18 protein-coding genes are annotated in these 19,371 nt (G+C 70.2%); 9 read left to right on the forward strand and 9 right to left on the reverse strand.

Features of this window, described 5'->3' with window-relative positions:
* Positions 1 to 29 precede the first annotated feature (29 nt).
* Positions 30 to 1,364 (forward strand): LCP family protein, encoded by a 1,335-nt coding sequence (locus tag ACFQ9V_RS16510; protein WP_382460206.1) that lies wholly within the window; start codon positions 30 to 32, stop codon positions 1,362 to 1,364.
* 4 nt (positions 1,365 to 1,368) lie between these two features.
* Here the strand turns inward: ACFQ9V_RS16510 and ACFQ9V_RS16515 are convergent, their stop codons facing one another.
* Entirely contained in the window at positions 1,369 to 1,878 is a 510-nt protein-coding gene (locus tag ACFQ9V_RS16515; protein WP_382460207.1) for a hypothetical protein, read from the reverse strand.
* 388 nt (positions 1,879 to 2,266) lie between these two features.
* Here ACFQ9V_RS16515 and ACFQ9V_RS16520 point away from each other — a divergent pair, with 388 nt between their 5' ends.
* Both ACFQ9V_RS16520 and ACFQ9V_RS16525 read left to right on the forward strand, forming a co-directional pair.
* Positions 2,267 to 2,506, forward strand: a complete 240-nt coding sequence (locus ACFQ9V_RS16520; protein WP_382460208.1) for a hypothetical protein — start codon at positions 2,267 to 2,269, stop codon at positions 2,504 to 2,506.
* A 49-nt stretch (positions 2,507 to 2,555) separates the two neighbouring features.
* Positions 2,556 to 3,191, forward strand: coding sequence for a hypothetical protein (locus ACFQ9V_RS16525; protein ID WP_382460209.1), 636 nt, complete (start codon positions 2,556 to 2,558; stop codon positions 3,189 to 3,191).
* A gap of 83 nt (positions 3,192 to 3,274) precedes the next feature.
* Here the strand turns inward: ACFQ9V_RS16525 and ACFQ9V_RS16530 are convergent, their stop codons facing one another.
* Positions 3,275 to 3,670, reverse strand: coding sequence for a hypothetical protein (locus ACFQ9V_RS16530; protein ID WP_382460210.1), 396 nt, complete (start codon positions 3,668 to 3,670; stop codon positions 3,275 to 3,277).
* Between the two features lie 152 nt (positions 3,671 to 3,822).
* Positions 3,823 to 5,247, reverse strand: coding sequence for a type I glutamate--ammonia ligase (gene glnA / locus ACFQ9V_RS16535; protein ID WP_370053898.1), 1,425 nt, complete (start codon positions 5,245 to 5,247; stop codon positions 3,823 to 3,825).
* A gap of 172 nt (positions 5,248 to 5,419) precedes the next feature.
* Here glnA and ACFQ9V_RS16540 point away from each other — a divergent pair, with 172 nt between their 5' ends.
* Both ACFQ9V_RS16540 and ACFQ9V_RS16545 read left to right on the forward strand, forming a co-directional pair.
* Positions 5,420 to 5,881: an RDD family protein gene (locus ACFQ9V_RS16540; RefSeq protein ID WP_382460211.1), complete on the forward strand. Its 462-nt coding sequence runs from the start codon at positions 5,420 to 5,422 to the stop codon at positions 5,879 to 5,881.
* A gap of 39 nt (positions 5,882 to 5,920) precedes the next feature.
* The gene (locus ACFQ9V_RS16545; protein WP_382460212.1) at positions 5,921 to 7,105 is read left to right on the forward strand and encodes a low temperature requirement protein A; all 1,185 of its coding nucleotides are present in this window, start codon (positions 5,921 to 5,923) and stop codon (positions 7,103 to 7,105) included.
* 67 nt (positions 7,106 to 7,172) lie between these two features.
* Here ACFQ9V_RS16545 and ACFQ9V_RS16550 read toward each other — a convergent pair whose 3' ends face one another.
* The 3 genes from ACFQ9V_RS16550 to lipB form a co-directional block, all read right to left on the reverse strand.
* On the reverse strand, positions 7,173 to 7,871 hold the full coding sequence (locus ACFQ9V_RS16550) for a DUF4191 domain-containing protein (protein WP_382460213.1): 699 nt from the start codon (positions 7,869 to 7,871) through the stop codon (positions 7,173 to 7,175).
* A 120-nt stretch (positions 7,872 to 7,991) separates the two neighbouring features.
* Positions 7,992 to 8,981: a lipoyl synthase gene (lipA, locus tag ACFQ9V_RS16555; protein ID WP_382460214.1), complete on the reverse strand. Its 990-nt coding sequence runs from the start codon at positions 8,979 to 8,981 to the stop codon at positions 7,992 to 7,994.
* Positions 8,978 to 9,691 carry a lipoyl(octanoyl) transferase LipB gene (gene lipB, locus ACFQ9V_RS16560; RefSeq protein ID WP_382460215.1) on the reverse strand — a complete coding sequence of 238 codons (714 nt, stop codon included), beginning with the start codon at positions 9,689 to 9,691 and terminating at the stop codon, positions 8,978 to 8,980. Before lipB ends, lipA begins: the two co-directional genes overlap by 4 nt.
* A gap of 169 nt (positions 9,692 to 9,860) precedes the next feature.
* On the opposite strand from lipB, the gene ACFQ9V_RS16565 reads away from it, so the two are divergent.
* Positions 9,861 to 10,802 carry a hypothetical protein gene (locus ACFQ9V_RS16565; RefSeq protein ID WP_382460216.1) on the forward strand — a complete coding sequence of 314 codons (942 nt, stop codon included), beginning with the start codon at positions 9,861 to 9,863 and terminating at the stop codon, positions 10,800 to 10,802.
* An 86-nt stretch (positions 10,803 to 10,888) separates the two neighbouring features.
* Here the strand turns inward: ACFQ9V_RS16565 and sucB are convergent, their stop codons facing one another.
* The 3 genes from sucB to ACFQ9V_RS16580 form a co-directional block, all read right to left on the reverse strand.
* Entirely contained in the window at positions 10,889 to 12,367 is a 1,479-nt protein-coding gene (gene sucB, locus ACFQ9V_RS16570; RefSeq protein WP_382460217.1) for a 2-oxoglutarate dehydrogenase, E2 component, dihydrolipoamide succinyltransferase, read from the reverse strand.
* A 65-nt stretch (positions 12,368 to 12,432) separates the two neighbouring features.
* Positions 12,433 to 13,806, reverse strand: a complete 1,374-nt coding sequence (gene lpdA, locus ACFQ9V_RS16575) for a dihydrolipoyl dehydrogenase (RefSeq protein ID WP_382460218.1) — start codon at positions 13,804 to 13,806, stop codon at positions 12,433 to 12,435.
* Between the two features lie 103 nt (positions 13,807 to 13,909).
* Positions 13,910 to 15,391 (reverse strand): leucyl aminopeptidase, encoded by a 1,482-nt coding sequence (locus ACFQ9V_RS16580; RefSeq protein ID WP_382460219.1) that lies wholly within the window; start codon positions 15,389 to 15,391, stop codon positions 13,910 to 13,912.
* 118 nt (positions 15,392 to 15,509) lie between these two features.
* On the opposite strand from ACFQ9V_RS16580, the gene ACFQ9V_RS16585 reads away from it, so the two are divergent.
* The 3 genes from ACFQ9V_RS16585 to ACFQ9V_RS16595 all read left to right on the forward strand — a co-directional run bounded on the left by ACFQ9V_RS16585 (position 15,510) and on the right by ACFQ9V_RS16595 (position 19,371).
* Positions 15,510 to 16,454, forward strand: coding sequence for a proteasome assembly chaperone family protein (locus tag ACFQ9V_RS16585; RefSeq protein ID WP_382460220.1), 945 nt, complete (start codon positions 15,510 to 15,512; stop codon positions 16,452 to 16,454).
* A gap of 49 nt (positions 16,455 to 16,503) precedes the next feature.
* Positions 16,504 to 17,844: a nitrate/nitrite transporter gene (locus ACFQ9V_RS16590; protein WP_382460221.1), complete on the forward strand. Its 1,341-nt coding sequence runs from the start codon at positions 16,504 to 16,506 to the stop codon at positions 17,842 to 17,844.
* Between the two features lie 201 nt (positions 17,845 to 18,045).
* Positions 18,046 to 19,371 carry an RNA polymerase sigma factor gene (locus tag ACFQ9V_RS16595; RefSeq protein WP_382460222.1) on the forward strand — a complete coding sequence of 442 codons (1,326 nt, stop codon included), beginning with the start codon at positions 18,046 to 18,048 and terminating at the stop codon, positions 19,369 to 19,371.

Here is a 19,371-nt window from a genome sequence, read left to right on the forward strand (position 1 = left end):
GCCCCCGAATCACCCGAGGAGACCCGACCATGACCTCGCCCCGCCAGCCCGACCCGGCCTTCCCGGCCGGCGACCGCGGCGCCGCCGAGCCCCTCCGCCGGAACGTCGCCCACGCCCAGCGCCACCGCACCTCCCTGACCAAGCGCATCCTGCTCTCGGTAGCCGGCGCGGTCGCCGCCGTCGCGGTCGCCGTCGGGGCGTTCGCCGCCTACTCCTACGTGGACCTGTCGAACGGCCTGCACCGCTCGAACATCACCCTCCCCGGCGCGGGAAAGAAGAAGGACGTCGCCGAGAGCAACATCCTCGTCATGGGCCTCGACAGCCGGCTGGACGAGAACGGGAACGCCCTCCCGGCCGACGTGTACAACGCGCTGCACGCCGGGAACCAGGGCGACGGCGGCTACAACGCCAACGTGCTGATGCTCATCCACATCCCGGCCGGCGGCAAGAAGGCCGTGGGCATCTCGATCCCGCGCGACGACTACGCGCCGCTGTCCGGCAGCCCGGACGGCGTGTCCGCGTCCAAGATCAAGGAGGCGTACGGCCTCGCCCTCGACCAGAAGCTCACCGAGTTGATGAAGGCGGGGGTCGCCCAGAGCGACGCCTACCAGCAGGCGCGCACGTTCGCCCGCCAGACCGAGCTCCAGACCGTGTCGGACTTCCTCGGCGGCGTGCGGATCGACCACTTCATCGAGGTCACGATGGCCGCGTTCTACCAGGTTGCCCAGGCGGTCCAGCCGATCACCGTGTGCGTCGCGGAGGACACGCAGGACCCGTACTCCGGCGCCGACTTCAAGGCCGGTGTCCAGCAGCTCACGGCGTCCCAGGCGGTGAGCTTCGTCCGGCAGCGCCGCGACGAGAACAACCCGTCGCTGAACTTCACCGACCTCGACCGAGAGCGCCGTCAGCAGGCGTTCATCGTCTCGCTGGCGACGAAGCTGAAGAAGGCGGACACCTTCGCGAACCCGGCGACCCTGGAGGCCCTGATCTCCGCCGCCAAGCAGAACATCGCCCTCGACTCGGGCTTCGACCTCCTCAGCTTCGCGTCGGAGGCGCAGCACCTGGCGGGCGGCAACATCACCTTCACGACGCTGCCGATCACCGGTTACGGGGTGAAGGACGGCAAGGACGTCAACCTCGTCGACCCCAACCAGATCCACGCTGTGGTGCAGCAGCTCCTGAACCCCGCGACGGCGACCCCGACGCCGGCCGCCACCCCGGGAGCGACGACCCCGGCCAGCGCACCTCCGACCGCGCCGGCCGCCTCCCCGTCGCCGACCGCGTCGACGCCGGCCGGCCCGAACGGGACGTACACCGACCCGAACGCGCCCCTGCCGTCCGGGGGAGTGCCCTGCGTGAAGTAGGGGTCTATTCGCCCAGGGCGTCGATGAGCGCGGCGTAGAGCGCGCTGAACCGCGCCCGGTGGTCGTCCGTCTCGATCGGGCTCAACGGGAAGGTCACCTTCGCGCCGTACGACCACTCCGCGGAGACCCTGAAGTCGCCGGGCCACGGGTCGAACAGGTCGCGCCGGAACGCCGAGTTCGCGTCCGAGATCGTGAGCTGGGCGAGCCCGGCGCGCGGCCGCGCGACGACGACCGTGGCCACGTCGTACGGATCGGCGCTGCGCCCGGTGGCGTCGGCGAACACGATTGTCTTGTCGGTGAACACCACGACCTTCGCCGAGAACACGCCCGCGTCGTCGACACGCACCCCGGAGTCCAGATGCTCGATCGGCCGGAGCCCGACCGCGAGGGCGATGCCGCTGACGAAGTGCCCGAACCACTCGGCGCGGTCGTCGCTGCGCAACTGCATCCACGCGGCCCCCGAGAGCGACTGGCCGACCTCGTCGAGCACCTCGCTCAGGTCTCTTTCCGCCATGCGATCCTCCTCGGCATCCTGCTGGGGATGCGGACGCCCGCGACTACCGTAACGGTGCGGAGGTGCGAGCGCACACCCGGGGGCATGCGGCCGGTCGTCACCCCACGACGTCGAGGCAGGTCTCCCGGCGATGACCGCTCGACGTCATTTCGCGACCCTAGCAGGCGCGGAGCGGGCCGCCCCCGCTCTGGGGTCTTGGCATCCCCACGACTCCATGAAAAATTATGTGTACAACCGCAATCGATATTCGGAGATCGATCGCGGTTTCGTGAACGCGCGGCCTTTCGGGTAGGCCGAAGCGTTACAGGGCCCGGACGCGGCGAGTCGCGTGCGCCGGGCCCTCTCAGTCTTGCCCGACGTGAAGGACCGACCGACGAAGGGGGGCGCTGTGGCAGTCATGCACGGCCCGGAGTGCGCGGAGTGCGGGGGGCCCACCCGCGTCTCCCCGAACCCGTACTTTCGCACGGGCCTCTCGGTGCACTCGGAGGTCGCAGAGTGCCGCAGCTGCGGCACGACCGCCTTCGTCCCGGTGGCAGCAGCGCCTCGCGTGGCAGCCGAGGTGCGGCGAACGCTCCCGGAGGTCGTCCGCGGCCTGCTCGCCAAGCGATCGAACGGAGCGGCGAAATGACGGCGGTGCGGCGGCGGCTGACGGCGCCGAATCCCCTTAGGATCAGGCCATGAGGCACAGGGGGATCGTCGCGGCCGCAGCAGCCGCGTTCGTCGTGGTCATCGCGCTCGCCGGATGTTCGGCGGCCGCCGTCACGGCGGCGAGTTCGCCGGCGCCGAGCGCCCAACAGAACGTGTCGACGCCGACAGCCACGCCGACGGCAACGCCGACCCCGACAGTGACCTGGCAGGATCCGGATCAGCTGATCATCCTGCCGAGCGCCACGAACCCGGATGCACCGCATGGCCCCTCGTGGGTCTCGCAGGACGGCGCGATGATGTGCGGCATCTACGACGACGTGGACAGGTACAGCCAGTCGAAGGGCGACCTGGGCAAGGGACTCTACTACGGCTGCCGTCTCAAGATCGGGGCGAACCGCTTCACCTACCCGCCGGCCTGGGGCACGGGAGAGATCGGCGGGTGCCCCAGCGGTTTCGCGGCGAACGGTGGCGAGGCTGCGGCGGTCCTGTGCAACAGCGGGCAGGTGTTCGCGAGCGAGACGGGCGGAGCGACCGCGCTGATGCCCGGTAACGGCGTCCGGTTCGACGGCGTCGAATGCGTGGCGACGGCCGCCGGAATGGGCTGCACCGAGACGGCGACCGGGCACGGCTTCCAGGTGACGCTCGACGCCTTCACATTGAGCTGACCTCCCGTCACGAACAGCCCGCGCGCGCGGCGGTCGCTATGGCCTCTTCGGCACGGCCGTCAGCGGCAGCCGTCTCAGGTTCCTCAACCGCCGAAGACGCAGGTTTCACGGCGATTCCCGTCCGTCACGACGACGAAGCCCGCCGAAGCTTCTGACCCGATCGGCGGCCGGGCGTAGATCAGGCCGCCGCCGATGGTGTGCCCCTGCACGGTCAGGCCCCGCATGTCCGGGGAGCCCAGGTCCATGCAGTGGTAGGGCTCACCGAGGTAGTCCACATACGGAGGGATGGCTTCCGGCCAGAACGCACCTGACTGTGAATAGAGGAGTAAGGAGCCGATCCCGACTGCGATCGCAGCGACAGTCAGCGCGACGAGGGCCAGCGTGATCGCGACCGCCGCCGATCCGTTCAGCCACGTGTGCGATCGGGCCGTATCGGGGACGTCAGTGATCGCCACTTCATCGAGGGGTCCTGGCGTCATGGCACGAACCTAGCAGCGCTGATCCCGAAAAAGAGTCCGCACGAGCTGCGGTGCCGGTCGCTTTCGCGGACCGTCCTGCAACTCGTGCGGACTCTGTGCGGACCAACGCGTCCGCGACGTCTTGAAATCCGCTGAATTACGCGGGTTTCTGCTTACACCCCGTAGTACAGCTCGTACTCGAACGGGTGCGGGCGCTGCGCGAGGGGCTTGATCTCCTTCTCGCGCTTGTACTCGATCCAGGTCTCGATGAGCTCCGGGCTGAACACGCCGCCCGCGGTGAGGAAGTCGTGGTCGGCCTCGAGCGCGTCGAGCGCCTCGCCGAGCGACCCGGGGACCTGCGGGATGTTGCGGGCCTCCTCGGGCGGGAGCTCGTAGAGGTCCTTGTCGACCGGCTCGTGCGGCTCGATGCGGTTCTTGATGCCGTCGAGGCCCGCCATCAGCTGGGCGGCGAACGCGAGGTACGGGTTGCCCGAGGCGTCCGGCGCGCGGAACTCGATGCGCTTGGCCTTCGGGTTGGTGCCCGTGATCGGGATGCGGATGGACGCCGAGCGGTTGCCGGCCGAGTAGACCAGGTTGACCGGTGCCTCGAAGCCGGGGACCAGGCGGTGGAACGAGTTCACCGTCGGGTTCGTGAAGGCCAGCACAGCCGGTGCGTGCTTGAGCAGGCCGCCGATGTACCAGCGGGCGATGTCGGACAGGCCGCCGTAGCCGGCCTCGTCGTAGAACAGCGGCTTGCCGTCGTTCCACAGCGACTGGTGGGTGTGCATGCCCGAGCCGTTGTCGCCGAAGAGCGGCTTCGGCATGAACGTGGCGGTCTTGCCCCACTGCTCGGCTGTGTTCTTGACGATGTACTTGAACTTCAGGATGTCGTCCGCCGCGTGGACCATCGTGTCGAAGCGGTAGTTGATCTCCGCCTGGCCGCCGGTGCCCACCTCGTGGTGCGCGCGCTCCAGGATGAGGCCCGCGTCGATCAGCTTCAGCGAGATGTCGTCGCGCAGGTCGGCCTGCTTGTCGACCGGGCTCACCGGGAAGTAGCCGCCCTTGTACGGGGTCTTGTTGCCGAGGTTGCCGCCCTCTTCGACGCGGCCGGAGTTCCAGGCGCCCTCCTCGGAGTCCACCGCGTAGAAGCTGGAGTTCTGCTTCACCTCGTAGCGGACGTCGTCGAAGATGTAGAACTCGGCCTCCGGCGCGAAGAACGCGGTGTCCGCGATGCCCGTGGAGGCGAGGTACTTCTCCGCCTTCTTGGCGACCTGACGCGGGTCCTTCGCGTAGATCTCGCCGTTGCGGGGGTTGTAGATGTCGAAGACCATGATCAGCGTGCGCTCGACGCGGAACGGGTCGATGTACGCGGTCGAGACATCCGGGATGAGCTGCATGTCCGACTCGTGGATCGACGCGAAGCCGCGGATCGAGGAACCGTCGAACAGCTGGCCGACCGAGAAGAACTCCTCGTCGACGGTCGCTGCGGGGATGTTGAAGTGCTGCTGAACACCGGGCAGATCGGTGAAGCGGATATCAAGGAACTTGACGTCGGTGTCCTTGATGTACTTGAGCACCTCGGAAGAATCACGGAACATACGGAGGACTCCCAATGGCTTGCGGTGACGGACTGCGCGTGCAGCCCAAGCTACACGCTAAGGGGAGGCCGTTTCCCTCCGGTGACGCAAATGTTTCCGGCATGTTACGCGGTGCGCTGCCTGCGCGCGCTACGGCCAGGGGACGGTCGGGCCGGCCCGGTAAACTGGAGGGGTGCCTCAGAACACCCCGCCCTCCCGCTCCGGCGACTTCGCTCGCTCCGGCGACTTCGCCCGCTCCGGCGACCTCGCTCCCAGCCGTTACCCGGGGGAGCGGCTCGGCCTGCCGGAGGCGGGCCCTCGGTCGGTCGGGAGGTTCGGCCGCCGCCTCGGCGCCATCGTCGTCGACTGGGCGCTCGCGTCGCTCATCTCGTTCGCGTTCTTTCACTACGACTCGTGGGCGAACATCGGCATCTTCGCGCTGATGCAGGTCGTCTTCATCCCGACCATCGGCGGCAGCATCGGCCACCGGATCTTCGGGATGCGCGTGGTCGCGGTCGCCGGCGGCTGGGTCGGAGTGTGGCGGCCGGTGGTGCGCACCGTGCTGCTCTGCATCGTCATCCCTGCGCTGGTGTGGGATTCGGATCAGCGCGGCTTCCACGACAAGATCGCCGGGACGGTGCTGATCCGCGCGTAGCCGGTCCGGCCGCGTCCCGCGCGCCGCTACACTCCTGGCATGCGCGCCTTCGGCTTCGCCCGCGACCTGCTCCGGTCGGACTCCGCCGGCGCCCACCGCGTGACGTACACCGAGCTGTTCTTCGACCTCGTGTTCGTGTTCGCGGTCACCCAGGTGTCGCACGTGCTTCTGCACGAGCAGTCCGCCCTCACGCTGCTGCACGCGGTCATGCTGGCGATGGTGGTCTGGTGGGTGTGGATGTTCACCACCTGGGCGTCGAGCTGGCTCGACCCGGAGCGCGGGGCGGTCCGCGGCCTCTTCGTCGTGCTGATGCTGCTCGGCCTGCTGCTGGCCTCCGCGATCCCGGAGGCGTTCGGCGACCGCGCCGTGCTGTTCGCCGTGTGCCTGGTGCTCATGCAGCTCAGTCGCAGCGTCTTCACCCTGCTCGCGTTCGGCCGGGCGCATCCCGAGCACGCGGTGAACTTCGTGCGCATCATCGTCTGGCATGCCGTGGCCGGGACGCTGTGGCTGGTCGGCGCGTTCCTCCCCGACGAGGGCCGGCTGGTGGTCTGGCTGATCGCCCTGGCCGTCGACTACATCGGGCCGCGCACGCGGTTCTGGACGCCGGGCCTCGGCAGCTCGGCGCTGGCGAGCTGGAACATCTCGGGCGCGCACATGGCCGAGCGGGTGAGCCTGTTCCTGATCATCGCGCTCGGCGAGTCGATCGTGGTCACCGGCGCCGCCTTCTCGACCGCGCCGCTGGACGTGGTCCATCTCGGGGCGTTCCTCGCCGCGTTCGCGGGGACGGTGCTGCTCTGGCTGCTCTACTTCTCGCACAGCCAGCAGAGCGGGAGCGCGTACATCGAGCGCGCGACGGAGCGCGGGATGATCGCGCAGACCGCGTACACGTACATCCCGCTGCTGCTGGTGCTGGGCATCGTGCTCTCCGCCGTCGGCGACGGTCTCGTCCTGCGGCGGCCGGTCGGCACTCCGACGTGGTGGACGGCGGGGCTGCTGTGCGGCTCCGCGATCGTCTACCTCGTCGGGCTGCTGCTGTTCCGCCGGGCGACCGGGATGCGCTGGTCGCTCACCCTGGTGGCCGGCGTGGCGGTGGTCGCTGTGCTGTGGCCGGTCGCCGGCCTCCTGCCGACGGCGGTCGTCGCGTGGGGCGTGAATGCGGTGCTGGCGCTCGTCCTGCTAACGGAATCCCGCGCCTCCCGCCGCACCCCCACCCCAACTATCTAACGAACGAGGGGCACGTCGTTGTCACTTTTCCACTCGGGAAGTGACAACGACGTGCCCCTCGGCACGCTTAGCGGGCGCGCTGGGCCCGGACCTTCATGGGGTCGACGCCCTTGGGGATCGGCATCGCGTTCTCGAGCGACGCCAGCCGGTTGCTGATCGCGATGACCTCGGCCTTGGTGAGGGTCGGCTTGATCTTGGCCAGGGTGCGCGGGACCTTGTGCAGCGCGACGGAGTCGGAGTCCGGACCCACCGAGATGACGGTGACGGGCACGTTCGGCAGCACGCGGTTGATCTTGCGGCGCTCCTCGTCGACCATCCGCTGCGTGCGGGTCTTGGGGCCCTCGCTGATGAGCACGACGCCGCCGCGGCCGGTGGCACGGTAGACCGCGTCCTGCGTCTTGCCGTTGACGGCGATCGGCATCTCCGAGCCGCGCCAGCTGCGCTTGAGCGAGCTGCGCAGCACAGCGCCCACGGCGCCGGCCTGGCCCTCGATCTGCGAGTAGGCGGCGCGCTCGGCACGGCGGCCGAGGATGATGAGGCCCAGCAGCACGCCGGCGAGGACGCCCGCGACGATCCAGAGGACCATCGTGAAGACGTTGCCGCCCGACAGGAAGACCGCCATCGCGACGCCCGCGAGGATCGGCAGCACGATTCCGCCCACGATGTAGAGCAGCGCGCGGTCGTCGTAGCGGCGGGTCATCTGCAAGACCTGCCACATCTGCTTCAGCCGACCGGGCTCCTTGGTGGACTTGTCCTTACGTGCCATAGCTATAAGGATACCGGCTCGCCCGGCTTCCGGCGGACCTGTTCACGGCAGGCGTAGCGCCGATCGGGAGGCCGCGCTCAGACGCTCGCGCGGCCTCCCGGATCGGCGCCGGGATCATCCTCAGGAGACGGCCTGCGCGAAGCCCGCCGACGCGTCGGCGAGGTGCTGCAGCTCGGCGGGGACCTCGCGTCCCTTGGCCGCCATCGACTGCGCCCACAGCCGTCCCGCGCGGTACGACGAGCGCACCAGCGGGCCGGACAGCACGCCGAGGAAGCCGATCTCCTCCGCCTCCTGCTTGAGCTCGACGAACTCGTCCGGGTGCACCCAGCGGGCGACCGGGAGGTGGCGCGGGCTCGGCCGCAGGTACTGCGTGATCGTGATGATGTCGGTGCCCGCGTCGTGGAGGTCGCGGAGGGCCTGGCTGATCTCCTCGCGCTCCTCGCCCATCCCGAGGATGAGGTTGGACTTGGTGATCAGCCCGGCGTGGCGGCCCTGCGTGATGACGTCGAGCGAGCGCTCGTAGCGGAACGCCGGCCGGATACGCTTGAAGATCCGCGGCACGGTCTCGACGTTGTGCGCGAACACCTCCGGCTCGGCCGAGAACACCTCGCCCAGGTACTCCGGGTTGCCGGAGAAGTCCGGGACCAGGATCTCCACGCCGGTGCCGGGGCTCTGGCGGTGGATCTCGCGGATCGTCTCCGCGTACAGCCAGGAGCCCTCGTCCGGGAGGTCGTCGCGGGCCACGCCGGTCACGGTCGAGTAGCGCAGGCCCATCTTCGCGACGGACTCGCCGACGCGGCGGGGCTCGTCCCGGTCGAAGTCGGCCGGCTTGCCGGTGTCGATCTGGCAGAAGTCGCAGCGCCGGGTGCACTGCGAGCCGCCGATCAGGAAGGTGGCCTCGCGGTCCTCCCAGCACTCGTAGATGTTCGGGCAGCCGGCCTCCTGGCAGACCGTGTGCAGCTCCTCGGACTTGACCAGGTTCTGGAGCTGCCGGTACTCGGGGCCCATCTTGGCCTTGGTCTTGATCCAGGCGGGCTTGCGCTCGATCGGCGTCTCGGCGTTGCGCACCTCGAGCCGGAGCAGCTTGCGACCCTCCACCGGGGCGCTCATGCGGCGACCTCCGTCGCGGTCGTGGCGGTCCGGCCTGCGGCCGCGACCGGGCTGGAGGACGCGTCGGCCAGCGCGCGGTCGAGAGCGGCCTGGACGAGGGGAGCGACGTCCTGCGGCGTGACGGTGCGGCCGAGGACGCGGGAGATCGTGGTCACGCCCGCGTCGCGGATGCCGCACGCGACGATCCTCTCGTAGGGATCGAGGCTGTTGGAGCAGTTGAGCGCGAAGCCGTGCATCGTGACGCCCTCGGCGACGCGGATGCCGATGGCGGCGATCTTCTCGTCCGCCGGCCTCCCGTCGTCCGTGGTGCCGTGCCCCGGCAGCCACACGCCGGAGCGGCCCTCCACGCGCTCGCCAGGGACGCCGAGCCCGACGAGAACCTCGATGAGGACGCCCTCCAGCCAGCGGACGTAGCCCACGACGTCGATCGGCTCGGCCAGCCGGAGGATCGGATAGCCGACGAGCTGGCCCGGCCCGTGCCAGGTGATCTTGCCGCCGCGATCGACGTCGATCACGGGGGTGCCGTCGGTCGGGCGTTCGTCGGGGGAGGTGCGCTTGCCCGCGGTGAAGACCGGGGCATGCTCGAGCAGGAGGACGGTGTCGGGCGCACGCCCCGCGGCCACGTCGGCGTGGGTCGTGCGCTGCTGGCGGAGGCCGTCGTCGTACGGGACGTGCGGCCCGCCGAGTCCGGAGACATCGAAGATCGTCATAGAGGCATCCTAAATGGACTGAGTACAGAAAATGTCCACCGGGGTCCGCTGCGGCTGAAGTCCTGCACAGATTCGGGGTGGGAGTGGGTTGTCCACGGATGTGCGGGCGGCGGGCTCGTGGGTGGTGCCGGTGGCGTGTACTGGGGGCATGGTGACGAGACGGAGACCGGTGGACATGGGCAGATGCGCGGCGGCGATCGCGGACGCGGAAGGGTGGACGGTGCTCGGGCGGCGGCCGGGGGACGCGAGCGGCGAGGTGTCGCTCATCGTCGCGGGAGGCGAGCTTCGAGGTCAGGCGGTGCTGACGGTGGCCGCCGTCGTCGGGCTGACCTGGGACGGTGTCGCGTCGTCGCACCTGCCGCGGTCGCTGCCGCCGCCGCGGGATCGGCGGGCGAGCCGAGGCAGAGTGGTCGTCCGGCTGCGGGAGCACCCTGGGGGCGGGACTCTGGCGGACGTGCTCCCCGCCGACCGCGGACTGACGGCGGGTGAGGCTGTCACGGTGCTCGTCGCGGCGGCGCGCGGCCTCTCCGGCCTGCACGGGGCCGGGCGCGGCGGGGTCCGGCTCAGGCCGGCGGACATCGGCCTCCGCGACGACGGCTGCCCCGTGCTGACGGCGATCGACCGGCTGCGGGAGCTCGACCAGCAGACGATGGTGGAGGACGTCGCCGCCTTCGCGGAGCTGGCCGGTGTGCTGTGCGGCGCCGTCACTGGGGAGCAGGGCGACGCCGTGCTCGCGGCGGCGATCGACTGGCGGCACCGGAGCTGGGATGACGTTGTTGCGGGAGCCTTGGGAGCTGCCGACGCGACGGCTGTGCGTGAAGTGGGGAGCGGCGCTCCGGGTGTGTTGCAGTCACGGGCGCGGGGCGATCCGACCGCAGACGGGGGCGTAGCGGCCGACGGCCGCGAACGTCCGGGTGTGAGAGGCGGTCGCGACATCCTCGGCATCCTGGAGCGGGCGCTCGACGTACTGGGCGACCGCCCCGTCGCGCGAGGGCTGGCGGTGGCGCGTGACTGGATCGCCGAACGGCCGAAGCTGGTCGCAGTCGCGTGCTCGCCGCTGGTGGGCGTGGCGGTGCTGCTGATGATCCCCGGACACGACCGCCCGGGCTGAGGCTCGTCCGCTCGCTTCGCTCGCGGGTGTTCCGGAAACGCGGAACGGCCCGGCTCCGCAGGGAGCCGGGCCGTCCGTCAGGCGGTTCAGATGCCGAGGCTGCCCTCGAACGCGCCGCCCTCGAGGCGGTTCTTCACCGCGACGAGGAAGCGCGCGGCGTCGGCGCCGTCGACGATCCGGTGGTCGTACGACAGGGCGAGGTACACCGTGGAGCGGATCGCGATGGAGTCCGTGCCGTCGGCCGTGATCACGACCGGCTTCTTGGTGACGATGCCGGTGCCGAGGATAGCGACCTGCGGGAGGAACACCAGCGGAGTGTCGAACAGCGCGCCGCGCGAACCGGTGTTGGTCAGCGTGAACGTGCCGCCGGCGAGCTCGTCCGGCTTGAGGTGGTTGTCGCGCGTGCGCTGGGCGAGGTCCGCGATCTCACCGGCGAGGCCGGCGATGTCGAGGTCGGACGCGTTGCGGATGACCGGCGTGAGCAGGCCGCGCTCGGTGTCCACCGCGATCGAGATGTTCTCGTGGTCCGGGTAGACGATGCTGTCGCCGTCGACCGTGGCGTTGATGACCGGGTAGGCCTTCAGCGCCTCGGCGGCCGCGAGGGCGAAGAACGGCAGGAAGGAGAGCTTCGTTCCGGTCTTGGCGAGGAAGTCGCCCTTCACCTTGTCGCGCAGGGCGGCGACCTTGGTCACGTCGACCTCGACCACGGTGGTGAGCTGAGCGGTCGACTGCATCGAGATGACGGCGCGTTCGGCGACGACCTTGCGGAGGCGCGACATCTGCTGCGTGGTGCCGCGGAGCGGGGAGACCTCGACCACGGGAGCGGCGGCGGCCGGAGCCGCGGCGGCAGCGGCCGGAGCGGCTGCCGCGAGGATGTCCTCCTTGCGGATGCGTCCGCCGACGCCGGTTCCGGTCACGTTCGCCAGGTCGACGCCGTGCTCGTTGGCGAGCTTGCGGACGATCGGGGTCACGTAGCCCGAGGTGCCGGCGTGCGCGCCGCCCGACGTGGCCGGAGCCTCGGCCGCGGGGGCCGGGGCAGCGGCGGGAGCCGGAGCAGCAGCGGGGGCGGGAGCAGCGGCGGGAGCCGGAGCAGCGGCAGGCGCCTCCTGCACGGGAGCGGCCGGGGCCGGCTCCGCAGCGGGAGCGGCGGCAGGAGCCTCCTGAACGGGAGCGGCAGGAGCGGCCTCGGCAGCGGGGGCCGGAGCCTCCTGAGCCGGAGCGGCCGGCGCAGCCTCGGCAGCCGGAGCCGCCTCGGCCTCGGCCGGCGCAGCCTCCGCCGGCGCAGCTTCGGCCTCCGGCGCGGCGGCCGGAGCCTCGCCCGCACCGGAGCCGTCGCCGATCGTCACGAGCGCAGTGCCCACCTCGACCGTCTCGTCCTCCTGCACCAGGATCGCCTCGATGACGCCCGCGACGGGCGAGGGGATCTCGGTGTCGACCTTGTCGGTCGAGACTTCGAGCAAGGGCTCGTCCACCTCGACACGGTCGCCAACGTTCTTCAGCCAGCGGGTGACCGTGCCTTCCGTGACACTCTCGCCGAGTGCCGGGAGGCTGACGGATTCGCTCATGAGCTTCTCTCCTTCAAAACCTGATCGTTCAGTAGCTTATTGCAGCCGCTCGCGCGGCGGACGCGTTAGAGGGTGTGCAGCGGCTTGCCGGCGAGGTACAGGAAGGCCTCGCCGAGCGACTCGTTCTGCGTCGGGTGCGCGTGGACGAACGGGGCGATGTCCTCCGGGTGCGCCTCCCAGTTCACCACGAGCTGCGCCTCGCCGATGAGCTCGCCGACGCGCGCGCCGATCATGTGCACGCCGACGACAGGGCCGTCGTTGACGCGGACGACCTTGACGGTGCCGCTCGTGCCGATGATCTCGCTCTTGCCGTTGCCGGCCAGGCTGTAGTCGTAGCTCGTGATCGCGTCGGCGCCGTACTGCTCAACCGCCTTGGCCTCGCTGAGGCCGATCGAGGCGACCTCGGGGTCGCAGTAGGTGACCTTCGGGATGTTGACGTCCGGGACGACGATCGGGTTGAGGCCCGCGATCTCCTCGGCCACGAAGATGCCCTGCTGGAAGCCGCGGTGCGCGAGCTGCAGGCCGGGGACGATGTCGCCCACGGCGTAGACGCCGGGGATGTTGGTCTGCAGGCGCTCGTCGGTGATGACGAAGCCGCGGTCGAGCGTGACGCCGACCTCGTCGTAGCCCATGCCGGCCGTGAGCGGACCGCGGCCGACCGCGACGAGCAGCAGCTCGGCGTCGACCGTGCTGCCGTCCTCGAGCGAGACGACGACGCCGTCCTCGTTCTGGGTGACGCCGGAGAACCGGACGCCGAGGCGGTAGTCGATGCCGCGGCGGCGGAACGCGCGCTCCAGCGACTTGCTGATGGTCTCGTCCTCGTTGGGCACCAGGTGCGGGAGGGCCTCGATGATCGTGACCTCTGCGCCGAAGGACTTCCAGACGCTGGCGAACTCGACGCCGATGACGCCGCCGCCGAGGACCGCGACCTTCTTGGGGACGAAGTCGAGCTCGAGGGCCTGCTCGCTCGTGATGACGCGGCCGCCGATCTCGAGGCCGGGGAGGCTGCGCGAGTAGGAGCCGGTGGCGAGGATCACGTTCTTGCCCGTGATGGTGTCGTCGCCGACCTGCACGGTCGTCGGGGAGGTCAGCTTGCCCTCGCCCTCGATGACCGTGATGCCGCGGGCCTTCACCAGGCCCTGGAGGCCCTTGTACTTCTTGGCGATGATGCTCTGGCGGTACTCGGTGACACCGTTGATGTCGATGCCCTTGAGCTCCGTGACGATGCCGTACTTGGCCGACTCCCGCGAGTAGTCCGCGACCTCGGCCGCGTGCAGCAGCGCCTTGGTCGGGATACAGCCGCGGTGCAGGCAGGTGCCGCCGACCTTGTCCTTCTCGATCATGCCGACGGTGAAACCGAGCTCGGCCGCACGCAGCGCTGCTGCGTAGCCTCCACTCCCACCGCCGAGCACCACAATGTCAAAGTTCTGCTCAGACACCCAGCTACTCCTCGCGCATCAGGATTCGTGACACGATCCTGCCCCGAGGGATGACTCGAGGCAGGCGTTGCATTGGCAGGATTTTCCTGCCCATACGACCCTACTACCTCTGGGAAAAGTCCTCGGCCAAACGGATGAGCGCACGTACGCTGACGGCGGACGGGCCCTTGCCGGTGAAGCCGTACGGGGCGGACGGGCCCTTGGCCGGCCCGGCGATGTCGAGGTGCGCCCAGGGGATGCGCGGCGCGTCGTCCTCGTCGCCGGTCCGTCCGATGAACTCCTGCAGGAACACGCCGGCGAGCAGCATCCCGCCCGCGGTCACGCCGGGGTTGGCGTTCGCGATGTCGGCGACGTCGGAGTTGATCGTGGCGCGCAGCTCGCTCGCGAGCGGCATCGGCCAGAGCAGCTCGCCGGAGGCCTTGGCGGCGGCGAGGACGTCGCCGACCAGGTCGTCGGAGCCCATGACCGCGGCGTAGCGGGTGCCGAGCGCGACCATCGCGGCGCCGGTCAGGGTGGCGACGTCCACGATCGCGTCCGGGTGCTCCTCGCCGGCGACGACCAGGCCGTCCGCGAGCACGAGCCGGCCCTCGGCGTCGGTGTTGAGCACCTCGACGGTGCGGCCGCCGCGCATGCGCAGCACGTCGTTCGGGCGGATGGCGGAGCCGGACGGCATGTTCTCGGCCAGGCACAGCCAGGCCGTCACGCGAACCGGCAGCGAGAGCCGGGCCGCGGCGATCGCGACGGCGAGCACCGTGGCCGCGCCGGTCATGTCGTACTTCATGCCCACCATCCCCGACGGCGGCTTGAGCGAGAGGCCGCCGGAGTCGAAGGTGATGCCTTTGCCGACCAGCGCGAGGTGCTTCTCCGCAGCGGCCGGCGCGTAGTCGACCTTCACCAGCCGGGGCGGGCGCACCGAGCCCTGGCCGACGCCGAGGATGCCGCCGAAGCCCTCGGCCTCCAGGCGGCGCTCGTCCCAGACCTCGACGGTGACGGGGAGGCCCTCGACGGCCTCCTCGACGCGAGAGGTGAACGAAGCGGGGTAGAGGTCGATCGGGGGAGTGTTGACCAGGTCCTTGACCAGCGCCGCGGCGCCGGACACGGCGAGGGCGCGCGCGACGAGGGCGTCGCCGGCCTCCGACGCGCCGACGACCTCGATGGTCTCGACGGGCGTCTTGACGCCTGCGCGGCTCACGGACCGGTACTCGGTGAACGCGTACGCGCCGAGCGCCGCGCCTTCCAGGACGGCGCCGAGCTGCACGTCGTCGTCGGTCGGGAGGTCGAGCGCGACGTGCCCGACACCGGCGAGCTGGCGGATCGCGGTGCCCGCCGCGTAGCGCAGCGCGTCCTCGTCCGCCGGCTCCGGGAGGCCGACGACCGCGAGGGCGGTGCCGCCGTCCACGCCGGGAAGCCGGACCAGCTCGTCCTTGCCGCCGCCGAAGCCGACCGCCGCGAGCGACGCGCCCAGCCCGTCCGGGGCCGCCGCCGACAGCACGGTGACGCCGTCGGCGCCGGAGCGCGCGGCGAGCACGAGGATGTCTGCGGAGGAGGCGGGAGCGGGCGAGAGGCTGAGGGCGGGAGGCGTCATGTCTCGACCCTAACCGCTGAGCGACGCGCGACGGCGGAGGCCGTATGTTCGCTGTGGGCGTGCTGCGAGCGGGGCCGTGCGCCGCGACCGCGTCCGGCGGGCGGCCTAGAGTTGATGTATGCGAGACCCGGGTGAACTGTACGAGTTGAATCCGGCACTGGTGGTGCCGGAGGGCCTGCCCCTGATCGCGGGCCTCACCGGCTTCGCCGACGCCGGCTCCGGCGTCAGCCAGCTCGGCACCTACCTTCTCGGCACGCTCGACAGCGAGGTCGTGGCGACCTTCGACGCCGACATCCTGCTCGACTACCGAGCCCGCCGGCCGATCATCTACTTCGACCAGGACCACCTGGCCGACTACCAGCCGTCCACGCTGAAGCTGCACCTGGTCTACGACGAGCTGCGCCAGCCGTTCCTCCTGCTGTCCGGGTTCGAGCCCGACTTCCGCTGGGAGGCGTTCACGGAGGCCGTGCTCGGCCTGATCGAGCGCTACTCGGTCAAGAGCGTCACCTGGGTGCACTCCATCCCGATGCCGGTGCCGCACACCCGGCCGATCGGCGTGACGGTGAGCGGCAACCGTCGCGACCTGATCGAGGCGATGTCGATCTGGAAGCCGCAGACGCAGGTGCCGGGCAACGCCCTCCACCTGCTCGAGTACCGACTGCAGCAGCTCTCGTACCCGATCGCCGGGTTCGTCCTGCTCATCCCGCACTACCTCGCCGACACCGAGTATCCGGCTGCGGCCATCGCCGGGCTGGAGAGCATCAGCGCGGCGACCGGCCTCATCTTCCCGACCGACCGCCTGCGCGAGGAGGACCGCGAGTTCGTCGCGAACATCGACGAGCAGGTCGCCGGCAACGCCGAGCTCGGCAAGCTGGTCGGCACCCTGGAGGAGCGGCACGACACGTACATGGAGGACACCCAGCTCCGTTCGCCGCTGACCGACCGCGACGGCGAGCTGCCCAGCGCCGACGAGATCGCGGCCGAGCTGGAGAACTTCCTGGCGTTCCGCCGGCACGGCGACGACCGCCGCGGCGACGACGAGAACCCGCGCCCCGAGCGCTGACCCGGCCCTCGCGGCGGTCCCGTCCGCTCGCCGGGCATAGGATCGTGGGGTGAATTCGCGTCGGTCCTGGGTCATCTTCGGGATCGGAGTCTTCGCTTACCTCGTCGCCGTCATGCAGCGCACGAGCATCGGCGTCGCGGGCGTCGCCGCGACCGACCGCTTCCACGTCTCCGCCGCCGTCCTGTCGTCGATGGCCGTCGTCCAGCTCATCGTCTACGCGGCGATGCAGGTGCCGGTCGGCGTGCTGATCGACCGAGTCGGCTCGCGGGCGCTGATGATCGCGGGGACCGCCCTGATGGTCGTCGGGCAGGTGACGGTGGCGTTCGCGCCGACCATCGCGCTGGCGATCGTCGGCCGCATCCTGGTCGGTGCGGGGGACGCCACCGTGTTCACCTCGCTGATGCGGCTGGTGAACTCGTGGTTCCGCGGCCGCCTCGTCCCGCAGCTCTCCCAGTGGATCGGCAACATCGGCCAGCTCGGCCAGGTGCTCTCCGCCATCCCGTTCGCCCTGCTCCTGCACGAGTCCGGCTGGACGACCGCCTTCCTCAGCGCGGCGTCGGTGTCGGTGGTCGCGCTGGTCGGGATCGTCGCCGCCATCCGCGACCGTCCGGTCGGGTCGAGCGAGGGCCCGCGCCCGGCGACCTGGCGCGAGTCGATCCGGCAGCTCCGGATCAGCCTCACCCGGCCGGGGACGCAGCTCGGGTTCTGGTCGCACTTCACCACCCAGTCCTCCGGCACCGTGTTCAGCCTGATGTGGGGTCTTCCGTTCATGGTGTTCGCGCTCGGCATCGACCCGGCGGAGGCGAGCGGACTCCTGATCGTGTCGGTCGTGGCGGGTCTGATCGCAGGCCCGATCCTCGGCCTGCTGACGGCGCGCTTCCCGCTGCGGCGCAGCAACCTCGTGCTCGCGATCGTCGGGATGATGGGGATCGTCTGGGCGCTCCTGCTGCTGTGGCCGGGGACGCCGCCGCTCTGGCTCCTGATCCTCGTGCTGGTGGCGATCGGGATCGGCGGACCCGGCTCGCTGATCGGGTTCGACTTCGCGCGCACCTCCAATCCGCTGCACAGCCTGGGCTCCGCCAACGGCATCGTGAACGTCGGCGGGTTCCTGGCGAGCTTCGTGATGATGTTCCTCATCGGCGTCGCCCTGGACGCCCAGAACACCGCCCACACGGTCGCCGGTCTCTACGCGCTGGACTCCTTTCGCTGGGCGTTCGCCATCCAGTACGTCATCATCGGCCTCGGCGTCGTCTTCCTCGTCCGCGCCCGCCGACGCACCCGCCGCCGCCTCGCGGAGGAGGAGGGAATAGAAGTGGGCCCCTTGTGGGTTGCACTGGTTGACGCTTGGCGAAGGCGAAATGGTCGGGAGCCTGGCGAGAACGTGCAATAATCGATACCTGGACCCGTTCATGTTCTTGGGGTCGGAGCACTTGATGGTGCCCGGCGCGACAGCCCAAGGCTTGACATGGGTCTTAGTAATGTCCGCACGCGACCTCAGCCCGGGCGCACGGTCGGCTCACCACGGCCCTCCGCCCGGTATGGATGCCCTTCGCTTGGATGAATGGCCTTCGCTTGTATGAAAGGTAGGCAGATGGCAACCCGTGCAGCAACCAAGGCCCGCGAGGCCGAGGCGGTCGAGGAGACCGAAGAGACCACTGCGGCCGCCAAGCCGGCAGCGAAGAAGACCACGGCCAAGACGCCGGCGAAGAAGGCCGCGCCCAAGAAGGGCGCCACCAAGGCCAAGGGCGACGACGACGAGGAGCTCGACGAGGACGCCGTCGTCGAGATCGACGCGGACGACACGGCCGAGGTGGCCGATGAGGCCGCCGACGCCGATGAGACCGAGGGCGACGACGCGGACGCGGACGACGCCGAGGGGTCCGGCCCCAAGGGCGAGAGCGCGGCCGTGCAGGCCGCGGCCGACGCCCCGCTTCCCACCGACGCGCTCGTGCTGCGCGCCGTGGACGAGGACGACGACGTCCCCGTGTACTCCACGACGATCACCGGCGCGACCGCCGACCCGGTCAAGGACTACCTCAAGCAGATCGGCAAGGTCCCGCTGCTGAACGCCGCGGAGGAGGTCGAGCTCGCGATGCGCATCGAGGCCGGCCTGTTCGCGGAGGACAAGCTCGCGAACACCCCGAACATGCCCAAGGAGCTCGAGCGCGAGCTGCGCTGGGTCGCCCGCGACGGCCAGCGCGCCAAGAGCCACCTGCTCGGGGCCAACCTGCGCCTCGTGGTCAGCCTCGCGAAGCGCTACACCGGCCGCGGCATGCAGTTCCTCGACCTCATCCAGGAGGGCAACCTGGGCCTGATCCGTGCCGTCGAGAAGTTCGACTACACCAAGGGCTTCAAGTTCTCCACCTACGCCACCTGGTGGATCCGTCAGGCGATCACCCGCGCGATGGCCGACCAGGCCCGCACCATCCGCATCCCGGTGCACATGGTGGAGGTCATCAACAAGCTGGCCCGCGTCCAGCGGCAGATGCTGCAGGACCTCGGCCGCGAGCCCACCCCGGAAGAGCTCTCGAAGGAGCTCGACATGACCCCCGAGAAGGTCATCGAGGTGCAGAAGTACGGTCGCGAGCCCATCTCGCTCCACACCCCGCTGGGTGAGGACGGCGACAGTGAGTTCGGCGACCTGATCGAGGACACCGAGGCGGTCGTGCCGGCCGACGCGGTCGGCTTCACGATGCTGCAGAAGCAGCTCGAGAGCCTCCTCGACTCCCTCTCCGAGCGCGAGGCGGGCGTCATCCGCATGCGCTTCGGCCTGGGCGACGGCATGCCGAAGACGCTCGACCAGATCGGCGACACCTTCGGCGTGACGCGTGAGCGCATCCGGCAGATCGAGTCGAAGACGATGGCGAAGCTGCGCCACCCGTCCCGCTCGCAGTCGCTGCGCGACTACCTCGAGTAA

It is taken from the genome of Leifsonia sp. NPDC056665, from assembly GCF_042791795.1.
Taxonomy (GTDB): domain Bacteria; phylum Actinomycetota; class Actinomycetes; order Actinomycetales; family Microbacteriaceae; genus Leifsonia.

Coding starts and splice junctions, on each gene's coding strand:
- ACFQ9V_RS16510 (WP_382460206.1), top strand. CDS start 30: ATGACCTCGCCCCGCCAGCCCGACCCGGCCTTCCCGGCCGGCGACCGC.
- ACFQ9V_RS16515 (WP_382460207.1), bottom strand. CDS start 1,878: ATGGCGGAAAGAGACCTGAGCGAGGTGCTCGACGAGGTCGGCCAGTCG.
- ACFQ9V_RS16525 (WP_382460209.1), top strand. CDS start 2,556: ATGAGGCACAGGGGGATCGTCGCGGCCGCAGCAGCCGCGTTCGTCGTG.
- ACFQ9V_RS16530 (WP_382460210.1), bottom strand. CDS start 3,670: ATGACGCCAGGACCCCTCGATGAAGTGGCGATCACTGACGTCCCCGAT.
- glnA (WP_370053898.1), bottom strand. CDS start 5,247: ATGTTCCGTGATTCTTCCGAGGTGCTCAAGTACATCAAGGACACCGAC.
- ACFQ9V_RS16545 (WP_382460212.1), top strand. CDS start 5,921: ATGCGCGCCTTCGGCTTCGCCCGCGACCTGCTCCGGTCGGACTCCGCC.
- ACFQ9V_RS16550 (WP_382460213.1), bottom strand. CDS start 7,871: ATGGCACGTAAGGACAAGTCCACCAAGGAGCCCGGTCGGCTGAAGCAG.
- lipA (WP_382460214.1), bottom strand. CDS start 8,981: ATGAGCGCCCCGGTGGAGGGTCGCAAGCTGCTCCGGCTCGAGGTGCGC.
- lipB (WP_382460215.1), bottom strand. CDS start 9,691: ATGACGATCTTCGATGTCTCCGGACTCGGCGGGCCGCACGTCCCGTAC.
- sucB (WP_382460217.1), bottom strand. CDS start 12,367: ATGAGCGAATCCGTCAGCCTCCCGGCACTCGGCGAGAGTGTCACGGAA.
- ACFQ9V_RS16580 (WP_382460219.1), bottom strand. CDS start 15,391: ATGACGCCTCCCGCCCTCAGCCTCTCGCCCGCTCCCGCCTCCTCCGCA.
- ACFQ9V_RS16585 (WP_382460220.1), top strand. CDS start 15,510: ATGCGAGACCCGGGTGAACTGTACGAGTTGAATCCGGCACTGGTGGTG.
- ACFQ9V_RS16595 (WP_382460222.1), top strand. CDS start 18,046: ATGGCAACCCGTGCAGCAACCAAGGCCCGCGAGGCCGAGGCGGTCGAG.